The organism is Roseibium sp. ROS1 (assembly GCF_054658215.1).
In genome coordinates this window covers 293,408-315,867 of sequence record NZ_BAAGIG010000005.1, presented here as the reverse complement: position 1 = coordinate 315,867, position 22,460 = coordinate 293,408, and the positions used below count along the sequence as shown (strand labels likewise).

The following is a 22,460-nucleotide window of genomic DNA, read 5'->3' as shown; positions in this document are numbered from 1 at the left end:
GTTCCCCAGCCGCCGGCAGAACATTGGTTGCTTAAGAAACTTAGCCGTTTAAATATCTATCTGACGCGAACCGATTTTCCGCGTGAGAGGGGAGGGGAGTGGCTTCTTCAACCTGCCAGCCTGAATTCCAGAATGCTGACGGGGCTGGCCATCGGTGTTATGGAAGAAGTCTCAAAACCTGCCTTCGCCAACAGTTCGATAAATTCGTCCGCCGTCCGCTCCCTGCCGCCGAGCTGCGTCATCATGAAGATATCCTGGGACGATCCGCGGGCGTCGGCAGCAGCGTCGCTGGTCATCATGTCGATCAGGTAAAGGCGCTCTTTTCCGCTCAGGGATTGGCTGGTGTTCTGCAGGATGGTGATCGCAGCTTCATCGTCAAAGTCATGGAAGACCCGGCTGAACAGATAAACATCGGCACCACCTGGTACATGCTCGAAGAAGGATCCGTTTTGAGTAGATGCCCGGCCGTTTGACCGCATCTGCTCGAACAGCGGGTCGTGGTCTTCGACACCGCGCGGAAGCTCGAACAGAGTTCCCGTGGTTTCCGCGTTCCTGTCCAGAATTTGTGCCAGAAACGACCCGTTTCCGCCGCCAACATCCATGATTCTGGTGCCTGGTGCGAATGCCAGTTTGTCGACGACGACAGCACCGATGCCTTTTGAGGCCCCGTTCATCTGGTCGTCGAACCGTTTTTGCGCGGCCTCATCCTGTGCGTGCCAATCGAAAAACGCGGAGCCATGGGCCAGATCGAAGGCAGTCGTACCGGTTCGCAGTTGTTCGGGCAGGTTTTCCCAGCTTCGCCAGAGCAACGGGTCGAGTTCACAGGCCACCCAGTTGCGCAGGCTCTGCGGATGCCCCGGCACGAGGTGGCGGGTGACAGGGGAGGGGAGGTAATGTCCCTGGTCATCCAGGGAAATCACCTCTTCATTGACCAGGTGCCTGAGCACTCGTTCCAGGAGACGGGGCTTTGTTCCTGTGATTTCCGCAAGCTCTCCCAGCGATCTCGCCCGCTCGACCAGAAGGGCGGGTATCCCGAGTTCGACAAGAGCACGAATACATTGAGACGTACGATATGCCGTGATCTGTGCCATCAGCTTGAAGGGCGGAACGGGGGCCGGTTGTTCGGAAGGTGTGGGAGCTGGTGCTGTCAATTTTGCAATCCTTGTAAATGAAAATTTGCCGGAGGGTCCGGCTCAATGGAGGGCAGGGGAGGGGCGCTGGCTGTCAGGCGCCCAGGGTCGCGCCTCCATCGACCACGATGTCCTGCAGCGTGATGTGCCCGGCCTTGTCGGATGCAAGAAACAGCACCGTCTCGGCAATATCGTCCGTCGTGGCTACCTTTTGCAGTGGAATGCCGAGTTTGAACCGATCCGGTTGGCCCGCGACCAGCTGCCTGTAGCCGGATGCTCCACCCGCCATCTCGCGCAGCATCGGTGTATCGGTCGAACCCGGCGAGACAAGGTTGCAGCGGATGCCGAAGGGCGCGAGTTCCAGCCCGATGCAATGGCTGAGGCTCGCCATCGCCGCCTTGGACGCGCAATAGGCAGTCATGCCCGTGCGCGGCACATGCGCCGCGTTGGAGGCAATGTTCACGATCGCCCCGCTTTGCCGTTCCTTGAACACCGGTATCCATTGGCGCAGCAGGTAGAACGGTCCGCTGACGTTGACGTTCATACAGGCCTGCCAATCCTCTAGCGACAGATCCTCCGCCGCCCCGGTTCGCAGGACACCGGCGGCATTCACCAGGATGTCCGGGTACCATCGGTCCGCCATGAGCCCGCTAGAGATCGTTTCAACCTGACGGGCATCGGCAAGGTCCGCTGTGAGAATGCGAAATGGCAGGGTGTTATCGCCGGCCTGTCTGTCCAGACCAAGGACCGTGGCACCCTCGTCACAAAACCTTTCGGCGATGCGCCGACCGATGCCGCTTGCGGCACCGGTTACGAACACGCGCTTGCCTGCGAACTGCCGAGTTGACATGTCGGAGCGCTCTGATGTGTCAGGCTGCAAGGCGCTTGCTTTCAATGAGCGCCCACCAGCCGTTCAGGGTCGGGACACGCGCAAGTTCGTCAAAGCCGACCACAATGCCGCGTTCCTTCAGTTCACTGGCAAGTTTCATGACCTGAATGGAATCGAGACCATAGAAAATCAGGTTTTCTTCCGGATCGAGATCGGCGTCGTCTTCGATGAGCTCCAACACGCGGCTGTGCAGCCAGTCACGCATCGGCTCAGACTTCTGGGCTGCACCTGTGAGGCTTGCCGTATCTGTGACCGCACCGCAGCGGGTGGCGACATATTTCAGGGCCATCTTGTGTTCGGCCTCGGAAAAATCGGCAACTGCATCGCCAATCATGAAGGCCTGAATGTCGTTCATGAACGCATCCGCAACAGTCATCAGGCAGCCGATATGTGCGTAGATGCCACCGACGATCAGTTGATCGCGGCCAAGGGATGCCATGCGGGCCTTGAGGTCGGATCGTTGAAATGCGCTGTAGCGCCATTTGGTCAGAACCACGTCGTTTTCGCCTGGCTCCAGTCCCTTGACCACCTGCTGCAGGGCCGGGTCGGCCACGGTCAGGCCGGGACCCCACATGTCGTTCAGAAGTGCTCGGTCTTCCGGCGGCTGGTCATGAGGCTGAGCCGTGTAGATGACCGGGACATTGTTGGCGTAGGCCCAGTTGCGGACACGCTGCAGGTTGGCGATCAACTGCGTCATCAGCTCGCCGTCGGCGTTGTAATACCGCAGGAAATAATCCTGCATGTCGTGGATCAGGAAGACAGCACGAGCGGTATCCGGTTTCCAGCCGGTCTTGTTCGCCGGAAAGTCCTTCGGCATCGGGTAGTCGGAAATTGTCGGGATGGTCATTGGGAACCTCTACTGTGTCAGAGCGGGAGTGAATTTCTGCGCGAGATCCGTGCGCAGCTTCTTCTTGTCGGGTTTGCCGAAGGCTGTAAGGGGAATGGCGTCCGCAAAACTGAAGCGGTCAGGCAGCTTGTAGTCGGCAACTCCGAGCGACATCAGGTGCCTGCGAAGAGCAAGCGGCTTGATGCAGGAGTTGTCCGAGACAATGACAGCGCAGCTTTTCTCGCCAAGTGCCGGATCCTGGATGGCGACAAGGGCCGCTTCACGGACATCAGGATGAAGCAGAAGCAGGCTTTCCACTTCTTCCGCGGCTATCTTCTCCCCGCCCCGGTTGATCTGGTCCTTTACCCGTCCAACGACCCGCAGATAACCTTCACCGGTGCGGCACACCAGGTCACCGGAATAGTAGAACCCGTCCTCATCGAAGACGTCGGCATTGTGTTCCGGGCTTCGAAAGTAGCCTCGGAAGGTGTAGGGACCACGCGTCGCAAGTCTGCCCGTTTCGCCATCGGGAACAGGTTGCCCGTCTTCTCCGACAATCTTGATTTCGTCGTCAGGGCTGATCGGGCGTCCCTGGGTCGTGAAGACAAGCTCATCCGGATCATCCAGACGGGTGTAATTCACCAGTCCTTCCGCCATTCCGAAGACCTGTTGCAGCCTGCAGCCAAGTATCTGAGGGACCAGACGCGCATGGGACTCGGGAAAATGTGCGCCGCCCACCTGCAGGAGTTTCAGGCTCTCCAGCGCATTGCGATGATCAGGCGCTGCCTGAAGCCAGAGATTGACGGCGGAAGGCACAAGACCGGCCATGGTCACCTTGTGTTTGCGAATAAGCTCGAAGCAGGCAAGAGGTTCCGGATTGGGGGCGAGCACGACGCAGCCACCGGCATGGAACACTCCGAGTGCGCCCGGTGAACTGAGCGGAAAGTTATGCCCGGCCGGCAACGCGCAAAGAAACCGCGTTTCGGGTGTCAGGTCGCAAATTTCCGCGCTGGCCCTGACGCTGTAGTCGTAGTCGTTGTGCGTGCGTGGGATCAGCTTCGGTGTACCCGTGCTGCCGCCGGACAGTTGGAAGAAGGCGACTTCGCCTGGGGGTGTCGGGCCGTAATCGGGGGCAACGCCGTCCGGAGCACTTTCGATCCAGTGTGACAGGCTGGAGGCGTCATCTGCTTCGTCCATAAGAAGAACAGTGAGAGCACCGTCCTGCATTTCCTGCAGGCTGCCGATGAAGTCGTCCGCCCTGAACAGCTCATGTTGGCGGCTGGCGATCAGAAGTTTCGGTTCGATCTGCCGGGCATAGGCCGTCATCTCGTGACGTCGATGGCTGTAGAGCGCGTTGACCGGTGCAATGCCGGCCTTCAGCAACGCAAAAAAGGCGATGTAGAACTCGGCGAGGTTTGGCAGCTGCACCAGTGCGGTGTCACCGGGGCCCAACCCTTTTGCCGCCAATCTTGCAGCCAGATTGGAGGACAGCCGGTCGAGTGCGTCATAGGAAAGGGTTCGTTCGCCGCACACGATCGCCGGCGCGGCGGGACGTGTTTGCCTTTGTTGATCCAGAATTCGGGTCAATGGCTGATCGATCCAGTAGGCACAGGAGCGGTAATGCGCTGCCAGTTCCTCTGGCCAGCGCTGAAATTCGACGTTCATTGGAAAACCTGATTGTTTGATAAGGTCAGGGGCTCAGGCGGCGAGGCCGCAAGCCTTGAGCATGGTGCCCAGTTTGGTCTGGACTTCGGCCCATTCGCAGTCCGGTTGAGAGGCCTCAACGATGCCGGCGCCTGCGAAAAGCCGCACGACGTCACGCTCAACAATGCCGCAGCGGATGGTGATGGCCCATTCGCCGTTACCCTGGGCATCGCACCAGCCGACAATTCCGGTGAAAAGCCCGCGCTCGAAGGGTTCGACAAACCGGATGAGACGGTGAGCCAGCTCTGTTGGATATCCGCAGACAGCAGGCGTCGGATGCAGGAGGCATGCTAGCTGCAACACGGTCATCGACGGGTCGTTCAGCTGTCCCTCGATCCTGGTGGACAAATGCCACAAAGCCGCTGTGCCAAGAAGCGACGGCTGATCCGGCACATCGATCTGTGAGCAATAGGGTTGCAGCAATCGGTGAATGTCCTCGACGACCAGCCTGTGCTCGTAGCGATCCTTTTCGGAGCGAAGCAATTCAGTGCCGGCGTCCCTGTCGGCGGCGAGTTCGGGCAGGCGTCTGGTCGACCCCGCTAGCGGGTTTGACGTGAACGAGCGGCCGTTCTTGCGAATGAGCAATTCCGGACTGACGCCGATCAGCTCGCTGCCATCCGGAAGTGGCACCTGGAACTGATAGCCGTCGGTGTTCTGGGCCCGCAGGCTTGTCATGAGCCGCTCGACATCGACAGGCTCTGCAAATTGCAGTTCCCGTATGACCGAAAGGACGGCCTTGCGGACATCACTGTGCTGGAAGTTGACGATGGCGTGTTGGACGGCCCGTTTGAAGCCGGCCTCATCCGGATAACTCCGCTGCGCGAGCAGCTCCGGCATGATGCGTTTGGAGACGGCGCCTCCGTTCGGCTCCTTGCAGGTGCGCCATTCATGGCGTTCAGGCACGTAGAGGCAGGACACCTCACCGAGATCGAACGGAATGGCACCAACGACAATCGGGTTTTCCTGGCCAGCATTGCGGGCGCGTTCCAGGGCTGCGCCAACCGTGGCTTGAAACAGGTCGCCCGAAGTTTTTCCGGTCCGGGCCGGGACGGCAATCCGCTCGCGAATTCCGTCTGCATGCAGTTCGTTTCCGCCTGAAGTGAACAGAAATTTTCGCTTGGGATCAGGCTGGATGGCCACGTCTTCGTGACGCATCACTCTCGCTCCGGTTGCCATGGAGCATCTCCTATATGAATGGTTGACCTGCCTCAATACTTGAGTATGATACTCATGTTTTGTCAACACCAAAAGTCGCAATGAAAAATCTTACACCCATGCAGGCCGCTTACTGGACCGGGCGCGAAGCCAAGGGCTTCCTCGGAAATGTATCAGCTCATCTTTATGTGGAATTCGATGGCAGCAACATCGATCCGCCCCGGCTGGAGGGCGCGCTTCGCAAACTCTATGAGACGCATGCCATGCTTCGCATGCAAATCACGGTGGATGGCCGGCAAGTCATTGGAAAACCAAAAGAAAGCCTGTCTTTCGAGGTCGAGGACCTGAGCCGTCTCAAGCCGCAAGCACTCGCCCATCGACTGGCGGAAAAGCGGGAAAGCTGGACCAGTCGATCGCTGGACCTTGCCAGCGGTGAGACGTCCGCATTCGGACTTAGCCTGCTGCCCGATGGTGCCAGCCGCTTGCATGTCGACACGGATATGGCGGCGATCGATCCGCCGAGTTTCTGCCTCCTCATGGAGGACCTTGCCCGGTACTACGAAAAGCCGTCATTGCCGGCCGAACCCGGGGAAAGCAGCTTTTTCGACTGGCTGGACGCCAAAGCCGATGATGCCGATTTGCACAGGCGTCAGCAGGAAGACAAGCGCTGGTGGCAAGAGCGTCTGGATGACATGCCGCCGGCTCCCGATCTGCCGGTCGTTGCCGCTGGCCAAAGGGTCAAAAGCGGCAGGCTCGCCGCCTATCTGTCGCCTGCTGAACGCAGATCACTGGAAGAAACCGCGCGCCGGCTGCGCGTGACAGTGTCGGCGTTGATGCTGGGGTTGTTCGCCGCCGTTGTAGGCGGGGCCACCGGCAGCGGCCGTTTTCGTCTCAACGTGCCGATGTTCTGGCGTGCTCCTTACACCGCCGGTGTCGAGCGGCTTGTCGGAGACTTTTCCAACACCCTCATTCTGGCGGTCGATCTACGGCCCGGGGAGACCTACGAAGAGGTTTGCAAATCTCTGGCCGGCAGTATGCTGGACCTGCTCGCCCATTCTGCCTATCCGGGTGTCAGCGTGATGCGTGATCTGTCGCGCCATCAACGGTCCCTGCAGTCTGCGCCCATCGTGTTTACCTCCGGCCTCGGTCTGCCGGGGGGAGGCCTCTTCTCCGAACGTGTCTGCCAGGTTTTCGGATCGATGAACTGGGCCGTGTCACAAGGGCCGCAAGTTGCCCTGGATGCCCAAGTTGCGGAACTGGACGGTGGTATCCTGGTCAACTGGGATATCCGCTATGATGCACTGCCCGAAGCCTGGGTCGATGCCGCGTTCAAGAGCTATGAGCGGCTCGCGAGGAAAGTTGCCGCCGACCCGGGGTCACTTGGCGAACTGGCAGTTTGCAGCGTCATGACGTGCGGCTCTGCAAGACGGCCCGCCACATACACCGAAGACATGCTTCTGGAACTGTTGAACCGGCTGGCGCCGGGCAGGGTGACTGGCAGTGACGCTGACATGCATCTCCCTATCCGGGATTTCGGACTGGGCGAGGGCGATCTTGCGGACTTCGTCACCTTTCTCAATCGTTACATTCCGTCTGCAGCCATTGCACCGGAGGACATTGGGCCTGCGAGCACAACGGCCACCCTGGCATCCCTGATCAACGATCGCTCCGGCAAGGCGTCGGACAGCATCGCACGAGCTTTTCTGCAGGCGGTTGGCCCAAGCAGCCGGATTTCGCTTGCAGCTCAACCTGCCGAATAGATCCGCTGGAGACATCATGACATCCGAACTGACGTTGCTGCAGCGCGCGTACCTCCTTGGCAGAAGCGAATATGTGCCTCTCGGCGGTGTCGCGATGCAGGAGTTTCGCGAGTATCGCGGTCGCTTCAACCTCGCTCTTCTGGAGCGCCGGCTGCTCCATCTGGCGGAGCGATATGACAGCCTGCGGACGGTTGTCGACGGCCAAAGCCAATCGAGGCACGTCCTGGCAACGCCGCAGGTCGATTTCCTCCGCATCGATCTGTCCGACCAGACGCCGGAAAGTGCTGAGCAAAAGATCGCCGAGTTGAAGCAGGGGTTTACCCATGAGCTGTTCGATCTGACAGCACCGCCCTGGCGGGTCGTCGCGTTCCAGCTGCCCGAAACGGCCGGCAAGACCGGAGATGACTGTGCAATCTTCTTCCGGTTCGATGCGCTGATCCTGGACGGTTTTTCCATAGCTGCGCTGATGGTTGAACTGTTCGAGGATCGACAGATCGAATCCGCGACAAGCTTGCCAGTTCCTTCTGCCATACAGCCGATCAAGAGCCAGAACGAGGCTGATGCAAACTACTGGAAGGCCAAGCTCGGGTCTTACGAAGGCGCGCCGAAGCTTCCCTGGGCGAAATCTCTGGAGACCATCGGAAGCTCTCGCTATGCGCGGGCCGGTTTGGCGATCGATGCAGTGCGATTCCGCAAGCTCACGCGCATGGGGGCAAAGGCGGGCCTCTTTCGCAATACTGTGTTTTCGGCCGTGATCCTGGAAGTTCTGTCGCACTGGTTGAGCGAAGGGAGCCTTCATGTCGGCGTGCCGGCGGCCCCGCGAACGGAAGGGGGCTACCAAAACGGGTCGACGTTCTTTGCCGTCGCTTGGGACGGGCAGGGAACAGACGATTTTGTTGCCAGGGCAAAGGCTTTGCAGGACGACGTTCTGGAGGGGCTGGATCACCTGTCGTTTTCCGGCGTCGAAATCAGCCGGTTCCTGATGGACCTCGGAGGTGGTGCAAGTGGTGTCGCCTTGCCGGTTGTCCTCACGAACGGGCTGTCCTGGCCAGTGCTCTCGTCCGATGCGCATGTTCGCCTGCATGACGGCCTGACACAGACACCGCAGGTCGCATTGGACATTCGCCTGGGTGCGTTGGCCGACGGAGGCCTGGTGATCGATATCGATCATGCCGTTGAGGCTATCGAGCGCACCGTCGTCGACGACACTCTGGCAGCAATCGACAGGGCCGTGACCGCCATCTGCGAATGCGAAGAGCTTCAGGTCGAAGCGCGAAACGTGCTGGATTTCGACCACTATCGGTTCAACATGCGGGAGGAGACTTATGCCGCCTGCGGGTTCCTGAGGCGCATTGCCGACAACATGTTTTCAGCACCGCCGAAAAACGACGCGCTCGTCTGCGGTGCCCGTCGAGTCTCCTATGCAGAGCTCGGCAGGGGCGTGCACAAGGTGCTGGCGTCTCTCGCGGCCCGAAACCTTCAAAAGGGAAATGTTGCGGTTCTTGCGCTGCCGCGTTCTCCTGAACAGACGATGGTGACGCTGGCCTGTGCGCTGCGTGGGGTAACCTGGGTTCCCGTGGATGCTTCTGCCCCAGAAGAGCGCAGAAAATTTCTCTGCGACAATTGCAAGCCAGACCTTGTCGTCGGAACGCAGCCGGTCGAGGGCTACGACGTCGTTTCTGCCGAGACGCTGCTGCAGGGAGAACCGTCCGGCGACGTATTTGACTTCATGCCGCCGCTTCAGGAGCTCTCGTCCAGTCCGGAGGCCGCGTACTATCTTTATACGTCAGGCACGACCGGGAAACCGAAATGCGTCGTGCTGTCCAACCGATCGACCGACAACGTCATCGGCAGTACCAATGCGGAGTGGGAAATCACTTCAGATGACATCTTCATTTCAGTCAGTCCATTGCATCACGACATGTCTGTCTACGAGGTCTTCGGGTGTCTGACCGCTGGCGGAACGCTGGTTCAACCCGCTGAGGGCGAGGAGAAGGATGCCGTTCGGTGGAACCAGCTGATTGACGCGCACGGCGTAACGATCTGGTCGTCGGTTCCGACAATCTTCGAGATGTTGCTTTCCTGCCGTCAAGAGCCGGAACTTGCCAAGCTGCGCCTGATCAACCAGGGCGGTGACTACCTCAAACCGGCGGTGATCGCAGAAGTAAGGCGCAGCAACCCGGCTATCCGACTGAGTTCAATCGGCGGACCGACCGAAACCACGATCTGGAGTATCTGGCACAGGATCTGTCCGGAAGACACAGGCAACATACCTTACGGCCGCCCGCTGCCGGCAAACCGGTATTTCGTGCTCAACGAAAAAGGCGAGCACTGCCCTGTCGGTGTTGTTGGCCGTATCCATTCTTCGGGTGTGAACACGGCGCTCGGATATCTGGAAGACGGCGAGTTGCGGCAGCATGACTTCGTCATGATCCGGGATGAGCACGGAGAGCCAGTTCGCGCATTCCGGTCTGGAGACCGGGGGCGATACAGGCGCGACGGCCTGATCCTGTTCGACAGCCGCGTTCAGGGCTACGTCAAGGTGCGCGGCGTCCGCATTTCCATGCCTGACGTCGAGAATGAACTTGTGAAACACCCTGACGTCGCCCGCGTTCTACTGACGGATCTTGGAGACGAACGCCGTGGGGAAACCGAATTGGGCGCCCTTTATGAACCGGTTCCAGGAAGTGGACTTTCCGATGCGGACCTTCGGAATTTTGCAAGACAGCACCTGCAGGAATCCCACGTTCCCGCGTACTTTTTAAAGGTGGATAGCATTCCTCTGTCTGCCAATGGAAAACCGGATCGAAGGGCTGCGAGGCAATTGTTTGCAGATTTCCCTTCCAGACAACCGGTGCCGCAAAGGAAAACATCCACGGCAAACCGTCGGCTTCTCGACATCTATCTGGAGGTCGTCGGCTGCGGAGCACCGTCAGCTGTAAATGGGGCTACAGACTTCCTGTCGATGGGGCTTTTACCGTCGCATCTCAAGTCGATCGCTCAGCGCATCTCCGACGAATTCGGCGTCGCTTTGCCGCCAAAGCAACTTCTCATGTGCCGAAACGCGAACCAGGTGGAGGAACTCGTTTCCCGAGAGTTGCCTTGATTGGCCTCAAGACGTTCCATTTTCCAACCTTGCGAATAATCCCTTCGTCAATTGACATCGAAAAAGGAGTTTCGTTCATGCCGGACATCGGTCCAACCGGTGAGATGCCGCTGACGCTGCCACAGCTCGACTTCTGGGAAGAATTCACCTTTCATCCCGACCAGCCCGTGTCGACGGTCGCGCATTACATTGAGCTTGAAGGCGACATTGACGAGCTTGCGCTGACCAGGGCGATCACACGCACCATCCGCGAGGCCGAGATCCTGTCGGCCCGGTTCCGGGTGAGCCCGGATGGTGGAGCGCCGGTTCAGGTTTGTGATCCGGAGTTTCTGCCCGCGCTTGTACAGGTGGACTTGCGCGAGGAAGCCGAGCCACTAGAAGTTGCCAGAAAGCGGATGGAAACCGATCTGGCCGCAAAGCTGGATTTGCGGCACGATAAACTGTCGGCACATGCGCTTTACCGCGTCGGGGAGAGAAACTACCTCTGGTACATCCGCGCTCACCATATCATCGTCGATGGCTATGGTCTGGCGCTGATCGAACAGCGCTGTGCCGAGCTGTACAATCATTATCGCGGCAAGGGCGATGCCGGTCTGCCATTCCATCCGCTGGCAAGTTTTCTGTCTGAAGAGGCTCGATATCAGGAGAGCCGGCAGTGGAACGAAGACAAGGCGTTCTGGTCGGACTATTTCGCAAGTGCCGCCGACATCGAAGTTCTGGAGCGGGGAGATGAGGACTATGGTGGCCCCGGCTATCACGCTCAGGTTTCCCTATTTCCGGAGTTCACGCGAAACCTGCAGGCAACCGCTGCGGCGGTTGAAATTGGCTGGCCGGATCTCCTGACACTGCTCTGCGGTCTCTATCTTCTGCCCGAACGGCCCGGTCGGCAGATGCCGACCGAGAATGCGTTGACACTCTGGCTTCCTTTCATGAGCCGGTGGGGCAGTGTGGGGGCGCATTTGCCGGCGCTGCTGGTCAACATTCTGCCGTTCCGGATGGAGGTGAACAGAACCGACACCCTGGCAGATTTTCTGAAAGGCTCGGCTGCTGAGCTGAAACGCCAAAGGCGATACAGCCGCTACCGTATCGAGCAGATTTCACAAGACCAGGGGCTGACAGAAGGCAGCCGGTACTTCTTCTCTCCCCTGATCAACGTGCTGCCCTTCAATGCACCGGCTTTCACCGGTTGCAGGTCTCGCCGCCATATTCTTGGCAGTGGCCCCGCTGACGGCTTCAATCTCACTTTCCGAGGAGAGGATGACGCAAGCAACCTGACCCTGTGCCTGGACGCTGATCCCAGCATGATGAGCAAACAGGCTTTCAGCGAACACGAAAAGAAACTGCCGTCATTCCTGTCAGATGCACTTCAGCCGGAATGGCTGACACGACCGGTCGGCGATGTCCTTGGAACGACCTGCTCGTCCGCTCTGTTTGACGCAGCTGTACAGCGATTTCCGATGTAGTGACGCGTCATCGAGACTGACTGCCTTTGGGAGGGGAGGGCAGCGTCCGCTGAAAAACAAGTGGCAAGCCGGTCGGATACGAATTGGACTACCGGCCAGGTGGGGGCGCGAAACTCTCTGTTATGGCCATTGTGGCAGGCCAGACAATCCTGGTCTTGTGGCTGTTGTCGCGCAGCACTTGCAGAACTTCCTGAGCGATTGTTCGCCCGAGCTGCTCCAGATCGATCTCGAATGCCGTTACCGGCGGGTTGAGGAAGCGAAGGAGCTTGCTTCTGCGGAGTGTTGCAACCGACAGGTCCTTGCCCGGTGAGAGCCCGGCTTCCTGAAGGGCCGAGTAAACGCCAAAGGCCATCAGTTCGTAGTTCAGCAGCAGCGCTGTCGCCCGGTTGGGCATTTCCAGGATCTGGCGGGTCACCTGATTGCCGCCGGACTCGCTGACTTCACACTCGAAGATCAGACCGGGATCGAATTCCAGCCCCGTTTCGGCAACTGCGGTTTCATAGGCTTCGCGCAACACACTGGCGATGTTGGATCGGGTCGGCGGCACGGTAATGGCAATGCGTTTGTGCCCGAGGGCCACCAGCTTGCGGATTGTCTGATCGACATATCCTTCGAAATCGAGATCGATCCAGGGGTGCTGGTCTTCCAGGCGTGACCGTCCGAGTGTCAGGAACGGGAGCCGTGACTTGAGCAGGAACTCGATCCGCGGATCATTCTTCATGGTCGCGGTTACAACAATGGCATCCGCCGTGCCGCGCGCGATAACGCGTTTCAGAAACTCCGTCGGATCGTTGGCGGAATGGCAAGGCAGGATGATGAGATCATAGCCCTGATCATCGAGTTCGGCCTGCATGGCGTCTATCACGCGCATGAAGAAGTTGTCGCCGCTCCTGAGTTCCGACTGCCCGGTTTCAAGCATGAAGGCGATTGTCTGCGTTGTTCCACGACGCAGCGAACGGCCCGAAGCGTTCGCACTGTAGCCGAGTTCAACTGCGGCATTGAGCACACGCTCTCGGGTCTTTGCGTTTACATCCGGTTTGTCGTTCAGCGCTCGCGAAACGGTTCCGATAGAGATCCCAAGATGTTGCGCGAGGTCTTTTATGTTCAAGGACAGGGGCTCCTGAAAAGATTTCCGAAAACGTTTACGAAACTTCTTGACACAAAGTTCCATCGTAATCTAGCGTCGTAAACGTTTACGGAGCCCGGAAAGACGAAAGGTCACAACCGCGCCCGATGGGAGGAAATCACATGCAGACCGCCGTCATGGTGGGGTGCGGAGCCATGTCCGAGGGCTGGCTACGTGCACTTCAGGACATCAACTCTTCCGGCAAGCGGGTCGAGATTGTCGGCTTTGTCGACCTTGACACGGACCTTGCGCAAAAACGTGCTCAGACCTCCGGCTTCTGCAATGCAGAGGCCGGAAACGATCTGACGGAACTGCTGTCCAGGCTGAAGCCTGACCTCCTGTTCGACATCGTCGTGCCATCCGCCCGCAACGAGGTGGTGACCCAGGGCTTTGCTGCCGGCTGCGATGTGCTTTCCGAAAAACCGATGGCGAACTCCCTGGATGAGGCAAAAGCGCTGCTCGACGTGCGACGGGATCAGGGCAGGTTGCATGCCGTGATTCAGAACCGCCGGTTTCTGCCCGGCATCCGGCGTGCAAAACAGTTTCTGGACCAGGGTGGCATTGGGCGGATCGCGGAAGTCCATTGCGACTTCTTCATCGCACCGCATTTCGGCGGGTTTCGGGAGGAGATGGATCATGTGCTGTTGCACGACATGGCAATCCACACTTTCGACGCGGCCCGTTTCGTTGCCGGGCTGGAACCGCGCCGGGTCTTCTGTCACGAGAGCAATCCGTCCCATTCCTGGTACCGCCACGGAGCCAGTGCCGCCGCCATCTTCGACTGCCATGACAATGTGACCATGACCTATCGCGGTTCGTGGTGTGCGGAAGGTGCGCGCACGGACTGGGAAGCCTCCTGGCGGATCATCGGATCGCGCGGAACTCTTTTGTGGGACGGCAACGAAGGCTTCCGAGCCGAAATCGTGAAATCGGCCGAAGGCTTTCTTTATCCGCTGGAAGAGGTCGAGGTGCCCGAATTGCCCGCATCGCTGGAGGTCACCGGCCATGCAGGCGTCATTGCCGATTTCCTGGATGCGCGTGAGACCGGCAGGGCCGCTCTCACGGATTCCGCCGACAACATCCGCTCACTCGCCATGACATTTGCTGCAATCCGGAGCGCCGAGGAAGAGCGCTTCGTCGAGATAGATATCTGACCCGAGGACATTCATTCATGAGCAATCCTGCAAAATCCATTCGCATCGGAACGATGATCGCCGCCACGGGCGGAGAAGCTGCGAAGCGGATCGATGAAATCGCCGATCTCGGGTTTGAAAGCTTCGAGCCGTTCTTCTGGCAGACGACCAACGGGCAGGACCTGGCCGAGCTCGGCAAACGCTGTGTCGAGTCGATCGGCGACCGGGACATCACCATCTCGACCCTGGGCATGTTCGGGAACCCGCTGGAAGATCAGCCGCTGGACCGGGACACCCTGCAGGGATGGAAGGACTGTATCGATAACGCCCATCACTTCGGCGCCACTTGCGTCGCCGGCTTTACCGGCAGGATCCGTGGCAAGCCCCTGGAAGACAGCCTGCCCAAATACAGGGAAGTCTGGTCCGAGCTTGCAAAGCGCGCCGCCGACAAGGGCGTGAAAATTGCCTTTGAAAACTGCGCCATGGACGGGAACTGGCAGACCGGCGATTGGAACATCGCCCATAATCCGGATGCCTGGGAACTGATGTTCAACGAAACGACGGACGACAATCTCGGCCTGGAATGGGAGCCTTGCCACCAGCTTGTCTATCTGATCGATCCGTTGCCGCAGATCCGCAAGTGGGCCGACAAGATCTTTCACGTGCACGGCAAGGACGCCACAGTCCGCCATGATGTCATCCGGGAACACGGCATCTTCGGAAAACATCCGTTCGTCTTCATGCGTACGCCGGGTTTTGGCGATAGCAACTGGACAGACATCATCAGCGAGCTGCGTCTTGCAGGGTATTCAGGCTCCATCGACATCGAGGGCTGGCACGACCCGGTCTATCGCGACGAGCTCGAAATGACCGGCCAGGTGCATGCGCTCAACCATCTGAAAACCAGCCGGGGCGGTGCCTTCATACCGGGAACCGGCAAATACGAAGGCGGCGATCCCTCACTGACCTAGGGCAACGCCGTCCGTCATTCATGTCGCATACAGGGAGGAGACCCAACATGGACTTGAAATCAATAGCATTGGCAACATCCGGGCTGATCGCGCTGGCTTCAACCGCCGTTGCCGATCCGGTCGAGCTGGATCTGTGGACCATCGACGACCCGGGCGAATATCACTACGTCATGGCCGACGAGTTCATGGCCAAGCATCCCGAAATCAAGATCAACGTGCGGACCGTCCAGTTCGAGGACATGGTCAATGACCTCGCACGCGGCGTGGCGACGGGCGATGCTCCCGACATCACTTATATCGACAATCCGGAAGTGGCGCTGTTTGCTTCTCGCGGACTGTTGCTCGATTTGAAACCCTATATCGAGCAGTCCGATATCGTGAATGCCGACGACATCTTCCCGGGACCGCTGTCATCGGTCAGCTACGAGGGCGGCATCTATGGCATTCCGCGTGGGGCGAACACGATCGCTCTCTACTACAATGCCGACATGTACCGTGCGGCCGGGCTCGACCCCGACAACCCGCCACGCACCTGGGACGAGCTTTACGAAGCCGCCAAGGCGCTGACCAAGCCGGAAGAGAATATCTACGGCCTCGCTTTTTCTGCGGTTGCGACCGAAGAGGGCACTTTCCAGTTTCTGCCCTGGCTGCAGATGACCGGCGGGGATTACGACAACGTCGACACGGACGGGGCGGTCCGAGCGCTTTCACTCTGGAAGAAAATCCTCGACGAAGGACTGGCCTCGCCGGACACGCTCATTCGCGGTCAGTGGGACAGCACCGGTACTTTCAATGCCGGGACCGCCGCAATGTCGATCTCGGGACCCTGGGAGCTGCCCCGAATGAGCTCGGAAGCCAAGTTCGATTTCAGGGCTGCGCTCCTGCCCGCACCGGACGAGGGAGCGGACCGTGCCTCGGCGCTGGGGGAGGGCGACAACGTCATTCTGGCCAGCACTGACAATCCGGATGAAGCCTTCCTGTTCCTGGAGTTTCTCTATGACAACATGGACCGCGTCTGGAATGAATTCGGCTACCTGCCGGCTTCCAAGGTCGAGGTGAAGGATCCCAAGTATCCTGAAATCTATGCGGTCTTCGAAGAATCGATGAAATATGCCCGCAACCGCGGACCTCATCCGCAGTGGCCGCGCATCAGCAAGGCGATCCAGACCGCAATCCAGTCGACACTGACCGGTCAGGCAACGCCTGAAGATGCTCTCGCTGCCGCGCAGACCAGCATCGACAAGGTCCTGAAGTAGGGTCTGTTCAGGCGGGGTTTTGCGATGTTCGCCCTGCCTTGGGGTGTGTGCTCGCGAGCCGTCCGACCGGACGGGAGCGCACACCCTTTTTCATCCGCCATGGAGGAGGAGACGGATGCTCAACTTTACCAGACCGTTCCGGGACGGGGCCGGTTTCGACACGATCCTCGTGACGCTGGCACTCGGGTACCTGGTTCTGTTTTCGGGTTTTCCGCTCGTTTACAACCTCGTCATGTCGTTTCAGGAAGTGGACTTGTTTTCACTCGGATCCTTCGACAGGCCCTATGTCGGTCTCGACAATTACGTTGATGTACTGTCACGTCCCGAGGCCTGGGGCATCTTCCTCAACACCGTGAAATTCGTCGGCATCTCGGTCGCTGCGCAATTGTCCATCGGTTTTGCCCTGGCAATGTTCTTTCAGCAGAATTTTCCGGGAAGCACCTGGCTGCGCGGGTTGTTCCTGGCAGGCTGGATCATGCCGGCCCTTGTTGTCGGCGCTGTCTGGAGCTGGATCCTTGCAGGGGATTTTGGCGTTCTCAACCATGTCCTGTTGTCTCTCGGCCTGACCGGTGAGCGTATCTTCTGGCTGTCCGACCCGAACGTGGCCCTTTATTCGGTCATCCTCGCCAACATCTGGCTGGGTGTTCCGTTCAACATGATCCTGTTGTCCGTCGGACTGGCGGGAATTCCGGAGGATATCTACGAAGCCGCCGAAATGGACGGTGCGAATGCCATCCAACGGTTTTTCACCATCACCTTGCCAATGATGCGCGCCCAGCTCGGAGCGGTGATCTCACTGGGTGTCATTTTCACCCTTCAGCAGTTCGACCTGTTTGCAGCCCTCACGCAGGGCGGTCCGTCGAATGCTTCCAATGTCTTCCAGTACTGGAGCTGGCAATTGTCGTTTCAGTACTACGAGATTGGCGTCGGTTCGGTGATTTCGGTTCTGATGATCCTGTTCGTGATTTTCGTTGCCGCGGTCTACGTGCGGTCCACGCGCCACGAACAGCTAGCTTGAGGCGTCGAGCGATGATGAAAAAATATGGCCTGACCGCGATCGCGATCTGTCTGGTGAGCTTCTATCTCTTCCCGCTTTACTGGATGTACATCACGGCCCTGAAAAGCGGCACGGAAATCTTTGCCAATCCACCGACGTTCTGGCCGGAAAATCCGCAATGGATGGTTGGCGAAGTCTGGACGCGCCTGAAGATGGACGTCTACCTCTGGAACTCGCTTCTGATTGCCTCGGGGGTGACGATTATCGTCGCCATTTGCGGCACGGGCTGTGCCTATGTTCTCTCTCGCATCCGCAACCGCTGGATGGACGTGGTGCTCTTCATCGTTCTGATGATGCAGGTCTTGCCATCCTCCCTGATGATCACGCCGATTTTCGTTGCCTTCAACCAGGTTGGCCTCAACGAGGTGCCAAGAACATCGGTGATACTGGCGCAGGCGGCGAAGGTTCTGCCGCTCTATATCGTGCTGTGCCGCGCAACCTTTCTGCAGGTTCCAAGGGAACTGGAAGAAGCCGCGCTGGTCGACGGCAACTCGCGGATCGGTGCCTTCCTGTCAATCATCGTCCCGCTTGCAAGAAACGGTATTCTGGTGACGTCGGTGCTCATCTTCCTGCAGTCCTTCGGGGAATATGTCTATTCGCGCTCCCTGATCACGCAGCGGGCGCTACAGCCGGCGACCGTCGGTCTGCAATCCTTCATGGGCCCCAACACGTCCGACTGGTCCGGTGTGATGACCTACTCCGCGATCTACGTGACGCCGGTTCTCATCATATTTGTGTTGCTGCAACGCCAGATCGTCAGCGGCCTGACCTCCGGAGCCCTCAAATGAGCTATCAGATCGAGCTGGAAAACATCCAGAAATATTATGGCGCCTATCACGCGCTCCGCGACGTCTGCCTGCAGATCCCCAAGGGACAATTCGTTGCTCTGGTCGGGCCTTCGGGATGCGGCAAGTCCACCTTGTTGCGCACCATCGCCGGACTGGAAAAAATCTCCAGCGGCACGATGCGGATCGCGGGGGATGCGGTCAATGATAAGGCTCCACGCGAGCGGGACTTGGCGATGGTGTTCCAGTCCTATGCCCTTTATCCGCACATGACCGTTCGGCAGAATCTGACCTATTCCATGCGGCTCCGGAGACGCCCCAAGTCCGAAATCGACAAGGCGGTGGAGGAAATTGCCCGCGTGACCGGGTTGGGCGAACTTCTCGACAGATATCCGCGGCAACTCTCCGGTGGGCAGCGCCAGCGCGTTGCCATGGGCCGGGCCATCATCCGCAACCCGAAGGCGTTCCTGTTCGACGAACCGCTTTCCAATCTGGATGCGGCGCTCCGGGTGCACATGCGCTCCGAAATCCGGCAACTTCACAATCGCCTCGGTGCGACGTCCGTCTATGTGACCCACGACCAGATCGAGGCGATGACAATGGCCGATCAGGTGGTGGTCATGCGAAGCGGAGTAATTGAACAGAAAGGCGCGCCACTCGACCTTTACGACAGGCCAGTGAACAAGTTCGTTGCGGGCTTTATCGGCTCCCCGGCGATGAATTTTGTCGATGGCGTCGTAGCGGAGGGGGGCAAGAGTGTTGGTCTTGCTCTTCCCGGGACACCGGAGATCGCATTTGAAGGACTGCAACTGCCCGGCCAAAAGGTAACGGTCGGACTGCGGCCGGAACACCTGATGGTGGGGCAGGGGGACTCCGGAAATGAAATGACGCTTCCGGTATCGCTCGTTGAGAGAACGGGGGCAGTCTCCTACGTGCTCACCGACACGGATCCCGGGCTCCTGATTACTGCTCCGGTTCGTGTCGAAGATGGCGTTCGGTCGGTCTCCGTTTCGATCAAACCGGAACACATCCACCTGTTCGACAGGGAAACCGGCAACGCCCTCCTGCACGCGTGATATCCCAGCCGCCCAATTGAGTGTCTGCGGATCGGAAACTCCTGGCAAAGGGGCTCCTGTCCGCTGGCGACCGTCGTGAAAATCGATGTTGCGGCGGCTGGGAAAATGATCATTTAAACAGATCATTCTGATAGAAATTATATCACTTAAATAAAACGTTCGATCGGTGCTATTTCAGGGCCACCCATTGACCTGAAGTGTTGCAGCGTTAATGACCCGGCTAAATTGCTCTTCCATTCCTTTTGCGCTCCCAATGAGGGATGGCGCCGCCGCAGGGCTCTGGCCTTGCGGGCATTTCCGTTGCGCTGTTTGCCCCGCGGATTGAGCCTTTGAGCAAAATCCCTTTGTAACAACGTTAGGCGAACCACCGCGACTGCGAAACCTCTCAAGCGTTGCCAGTCTCACCATGGCCTTTTGGCAGTGCCGCACGGTCGCGCCTTGAGGTTTTGGCAGCGGCAACAAGAAGAGACCTTTTCACTCGTAAGGCAAAAATAAACATGCATGCGCATGCAAATATATTGACGATCGCAAGGCTCTAACTATATTGCATGCACATACAAATAAAATGAAAGCCTACCTGATGAGTGCCGTTACAGTTTACACCGACTACGTCTGTCCCTTTTGCCTGCTCGCAGAACAGGTCGTGACGACGGCGATCGGTGACAGGAAGATCCCGATATCCTGGCGGGCCCATGAATTGCGGCCCGACCCGGTGCCAACGCTGAAGCCCGAGGATCCTTACCTTCCGGCGATCTGGAACCGGTCGGTTTATCCGCTTGCGGAAAGCCTTCAGGTGCCAATCAAGCTGCCGTCGATTTCGCCTCAGCCACGCACCAACAAGGCTTTCGAGCTTCTGGCCCTGGCACAGGATCAGGGGTTGGATCATCCGTATTCGATGCGGATCTTGCGCGCCTTCTTCCAGGAGGATCGCGACATCGGCGATCCCGAGGTTCTTGTCGCATTGGCTGCGGAAGCGGGGATCGACCCGGATGAAGCCCGGCAGGCTCTCGACAGCGGGGCCTATCGCGAACGTCACCGTGAAGCACTGCGCCACGCTCGGGAAGACATGGCGATCACGTCGGTTCCCACGATCGTGGTCGGTGATCAGATTTTCCGGGGAGTGCCCCCGCTGGACGAGTTGCTTCAGGCAATCGACCGGTTGGAAAGCGCCCCCGGCAGTAGCGGCCGCTCCCGTTAATCGACGCGGCCAGGTCTAAAGGCATCCGCCTTCACACACTCTCAATCTACGAAAGGAACATGCAATGAGTTGGGTTTATCTCGGAATCGCCGTGATCTTTGAGATCGCGGTCGCAATAAGTGCCGGAAATGCAAAAGGGTTCACACGGTTCGGGTGGACCGCCGCAACCCTCGTGAGCGGCGCTATCGCCACCTTCTTCCTGAGCCTTGCGCTCCTCACCTTCGATGTCGGTGTCGGGTACGCAATCTGGACCTCCGTCTCAGGTGTCGGGATCGTCGTCCTGGGGGCGCTGTTCTTTGGTCAGCAGCTCAACTGGAAGAAAGGCCTCGGCATTGTCTTCGTCATTGGCGGCGTTGTCGGCCTGCGCCTGAGTGGTGCTGCCTGAGCACCTGAAACACAAAATATCTCTTCCAATTCTCTTCTGATCAAAAGGAACAGCAAATCATGGATACGCTCCAGAAAACCCAGGGCAATGGCGGTGCATGGGGCATGCTGATGCTCGCCAGCGCGTTCGAAATCGGCTATGCGCTCAGCGTCGGCGGCAGTCAGGCCTTCACCATTCCGAGCTGGTCGATTGCCGCCGTCGTTTTCTTCCTGCTCACGCTTTACTTCCTCAGTGCCGCGCTGAGAACCATCGACGTGGGGATCGGCTATGCCGTATGGGCAGGGATCGGCTCGGTCGGGGCTGCCGTCTTCGGTAGCTTCTTGCTCGACCAGCCGTTGACGCTGATCCAGGCAGTCTGGCTGGGTGTCATTATCGCAGGTGTCGTCTGGCTGAAGCTGGCCGACAGCCCGAAGCTTGCGGCGACAGCCTGATGGGGACGGATCGTTCAGAACGCCTTGACCAGCTCATGGAGGAGGCCGTGGCCTTCTCCGTGGATCATGTCCACAAAGGCGGCATTCCCTTCACCGCTCTTGTCGTTGACGGAAATGGCTCAGTAATCGGGCGCGGTGTCAACCGCGTTCGGGATCATCATGATCCGACCGCGCATGCGGAAGTCGACGCGATCCGCGACGCTTGCCGCACGCTAAAAACTCCACATCTGCATGGGGCCATTCTGCTTGCCTCAGGCGAACCTTGCGCGATGTGTTACATGAGCGCGCTTTATGCAGGTCTCTCGCAGGTATTCTTTGCCGCCGATCGTGATGAAGTGGCAAGGCACGGCTTTGATTATCGAGGTTCCTATGGGCTGTTTGCCAGTGATCCGTTGGCCTGGCAGTCGCCTCGCGTGGCCAAGCTGGCCGTGCCCAAAGCTATGCGGCCTTTCCAGAACTTTGCCGCGATGAGCCGCATTTCCGACTAATGGCAGTTACTTGTTTCTGCGCTTGCATGAGCATACAAATGCTCGACGCAAGCGCAGAACACTCGAAGGTCCAGATTGATCATGTCCAATAGCAGTGGTTCGTGGCTCAGGCTGATCCACGCGGTCGCCAATGTCGAAGCAGACCTCGCAAAAGTCCTGCAAGACCGGCATGGCCTCGGTCTGTCGGATTATCGCGCACTCGAGATCCTCTCCAAATCGCCCACCTCCGAATTGCGCATGCAGGAACTGGCCGCCCATCTGCAGCTGAACCAGAGTTCCGTTTCACGCATGGTCGAGCGTCTGGAGCGGGGTGGCTTCACGGTTCGTGATCTTTGTCCGGACGACAAGCGTGGTGTCTACACCGTTCTCACCGACAAGGGACGTGCACATTTTGAAACCGCGCAACCGGATTACGAAAACGCACTGGAGAATGCCCTCAAGGAGCACGGCGGTGCCGAGTTGCTGCTTGCACGATTTGGAAATGCGGAAGACGTGGTCTGATTGGCCATTTGCGGTTGCGT

20 protein-coding genes are annotated in these 22,460 nt (G+C 58.7%); 14 read left to right on the top strand and 6 right to left on the bottom strand.

The annotated features are described in order from the left end of the window. Positions 1–107 precede the first annotated feature (107 nt). The 5 genes from ACYQ6M_RS27620 to ACYQ6M_RS27600 form a co-directional block, all read right to left on the bottom strand. Entirely contained in the window at positions 108–1,151 is a 1,044-nt protein-coding gene (locus ACYQ6M_RS27620; protein ID WP_460076853.1) for a methyltransferase, read from the bottom strand. A 73-nt stretch (positions 1,152–1,224) separates the two neighbouring features. Then, positions 1,225–1,980: a 2,3-dihydro-2,3-dihydroxybenzoate dehydrogenase gene (gene dhbA, locus ACYQ6M_RS27615; RefSeq protein WP_460076851.1), complete on the bottom strand. Its 756-nt coding sequence runs from the start codon at positions 1,978–1,980 to the stop codon at positions 1,225–1,227. A gap of 19 nt (positions 1,981–1,999) precedes the next feature. Continuing rightward, positions 2,000–2,866: an isochorismatase gene (locus ACYQ6M_RS27610; protein WP_460076849.1), complete on the bottom strand. Its 867-nt coding sequence runs from the start codon at positions 2,864–2,866 to the stop codon at positions 2,000–2,002. 9 nt (positions 2,867–2,875) lie between these two features. Continuing rightward, a complete protein-coding gene (locus tag ACYQ6M_RS27605) occupies positions 2,876–4,510 on the bottom strand; it encodes a (2,3-dihydroxybenzoyl)adenylate synthase (protein ID WP_460076847.1) in 1,635 nt (544 codons plus the stop codon). Positions 4,511–4,543: 33 nt separating this feature from the next. Next, a complete protein-coding gene (locus ACYQ6M_RS27600; RefSeq protein ID WP_460076979.1) occupies positions 4,544–5,704 on the bottom strand; it encodes an isochorismate synthase in 1,161 nt (386 codons plus the stop codon). A 101-nt stretch (positions 5,705–5,805) separates the two neighbouring features. On the opposite strand from ACYQ6M_RS27600, the gene ACYQ6M_RS27595 reads away from it, so the two are divergent. From ACYQ6M_RS27595 to ACYQ6M_RS27585, 3 genes are all read left to right on the top strand, one after another. Next, entirely contained in the window at positions 5,806–7,464 is a 1,659-nt protein-coding gene (locus ACYQ6M_RS27595) for a condensation domain-containing protein (protein WP_460076845.1), read from the top strand. A gap of 16 nt (positions 7,465–7,480) precedes the next feature. Beyond that, positions 7,481–10,570, top strand: coding sequence for an AMP-binding protein (locus tag ACYQ6M_RS27590; RefSeq protein ID WP_460076843.1), 3,090 nt, complete (start codon positions 7,481–7,483; stop codon positions 10,568–10,570). A gap of 77 nt (positions 10,571–10,647) precedes the next feature. Beyond that, on the top strand, positions 10,648–12,033 hold the full coding sequence (locus ACYQ6M_RS27585; protein ID WP_460076841.1) for a condensation domain-containing protein: 1,386 nt from the start codon (positions 10,648–10,650) through the stop codon (positions 12,031–12,033). 88 nt (positions 12,034–12,121) lie between these two features. Here the strand turns inward: ACYQ6M_RS27585 and ACYQ6M_RS27580 are convergent, their stop codons facing one another. Then, positions 12,122–13,141: a LacI family DNA-binding transcriptional regulator gene (locus ACYQ6M_RS27580; RefSeq protein ID WP_228873057.1), complete on the bottom strand. Its 1,020-nt coding sequence runs from the start codon at positions 13,139–13,141 to the stop codon at positions 12,122–12,124. Between the two features lie 140 nt (positions 13,142–13,281). On the opposite strand from ACYQ6M_RS27580, the gene ACYQ6M_RS27575 reads away from it, so the two are divergent. The 11 genes from ACYQ6M_RS27575 (at position 13,282) to ACYQ6M_RS27525 (ending at position 22,440) form a co-directional block, all read left to right on the top strand. Beyond that, positions 13,282–14,313, top strand: coding sequence for a Gfo/Idh/MocA family protein (locus ACYQ6M_RS27575; protein WP_460076838.1), 1,032 nt, complete (start codon positions 13,282–13,284; stop codon positions 14,311–14,313). A gap of 17 nt (positions 14,314–14,330) precedes the next feature. Next, positions 14,331–15,263 (top strand): sugar phosphate isomerase/epimerase family protein, encoded by a 933-nt coding sequence (locus tag ACYQ6M_RS27570; RefSeq protein WP_460076835.1) that lies wholly within the window; start codon positions 14,331–14,333, stop codon positions 15,261–15,263. A gap of 47 nt (positions 15,264–15,310) precedes the next feature. After that, positions 15,311–16,519, top strand: a complete 1,209-nt coding sequence (locus ACYQ6M_RS27565; protein ID WP_460076833.1) for an ABC transporter substrate-binding protein — start codon at positions 15,311–15,313, stop codon at positions 16,517–16,519. Positions 16,520–16,634: 115 nt separating this feature from the next. After that, positions 16,635–17,537, top strand: a complete 903-nt coding sequence (locus ACYQ6M_RS27560; protein WP_023001537.1) for a carbohydrate ABC transporter permease — start codon at positions 16,635–16,637, stop codon at positions 17,535–17,537. 11 nt (positions 17,538–17,548) lie between these two features. Continuing rightward, positions 17,549–18,364, top strand: coding sequence for a carbohydrate ABC transporter permease (locus tag ACYQ6M_RS27555; protein ID WP_460076830.1), 816 nt, complete (start codon positions 17,549–17,551; stop codon positions 18,362–18,364). Continuing rightward, positions 18,361–19,437 carry an ABC transporter ATP-binding protein gene (locus ACYQ6M_RS27550; protein WP_460076828.1) on the top strand — a complete coding sequence of 359 codons (1,077 nt, stop codon included), beginning with the start codon at positions 18,361–18,363 and terminating at the stop codon, positions 19,435–19,437. The genes ACYQ6M_RS27555 and ACYQ6M_RS27550 overlap by 4 nt, the downstream gene beginning before the upstream one ends. Before the next feature lie 580 nt (positions 19,438–20,017). Continuing rightward, positions 20,018–20,635 (top strand): DsbA family oxidoreductase, encoded by a 618-nt coding sequence (locus tag ACYQ6M_RS27545; protein ID WP_460076825.1) that lies wholly within the window; start codon positions 20,018–20,020, stop codon positions 20,633–20,635. A gap of 64 nt (positions 20,636–20,699) precedes the next feature. Next, the gene (locus ACYQ6M_RS27540; RefSeq protein ID WP_168687744.1) at positions 20,700–21,020 is read left to right on the top strand and encodes a DMT family transporter; all 321 of its coding nucleotides are present in this window, start codon (positions 20,700–20,702) and stop codon (positions 21,018–21,020) included. A gap of 59 nt (positions 21,021–21,079) precedes the next feature. Further along, complete coding sequence (locus ACYQ6M_RS27535; RefSeq protein ID WP_055660707.1) at positions 21,080–21,451, top strand: DMT family transporter; 372 nt, start codon at positions 21,080–21,082, stop codon at positions 21,449–21,451. After that, a complete protein-coding gene (locus ACYQ6M_RS27530) occupies positions 21,451–21,939 on the top strand; it encodes a nucleoside deaminase (protein ID WP_460076822.1) in 489 nt (162 codons plus the stop codon). Before ACYQ6M_RS27535 ends, ACYQ6M_RS27530 begins: the two co-directional genes overlap by 1 nt. Positions 21,940–22,020: 81 nt before the next feature. Continuing rightward, entirely contained in the window at positions 22,021–22,440 is a 420-nt protein-coding gene (locus ACYQ6M_RS27525) for a MarR family winged helix-turn-helix transcriptional regulator (protein ID WP_031269552.1), read from the top strand. Positions 22,441–22,460: the final 20 nt, after the last annotated feature.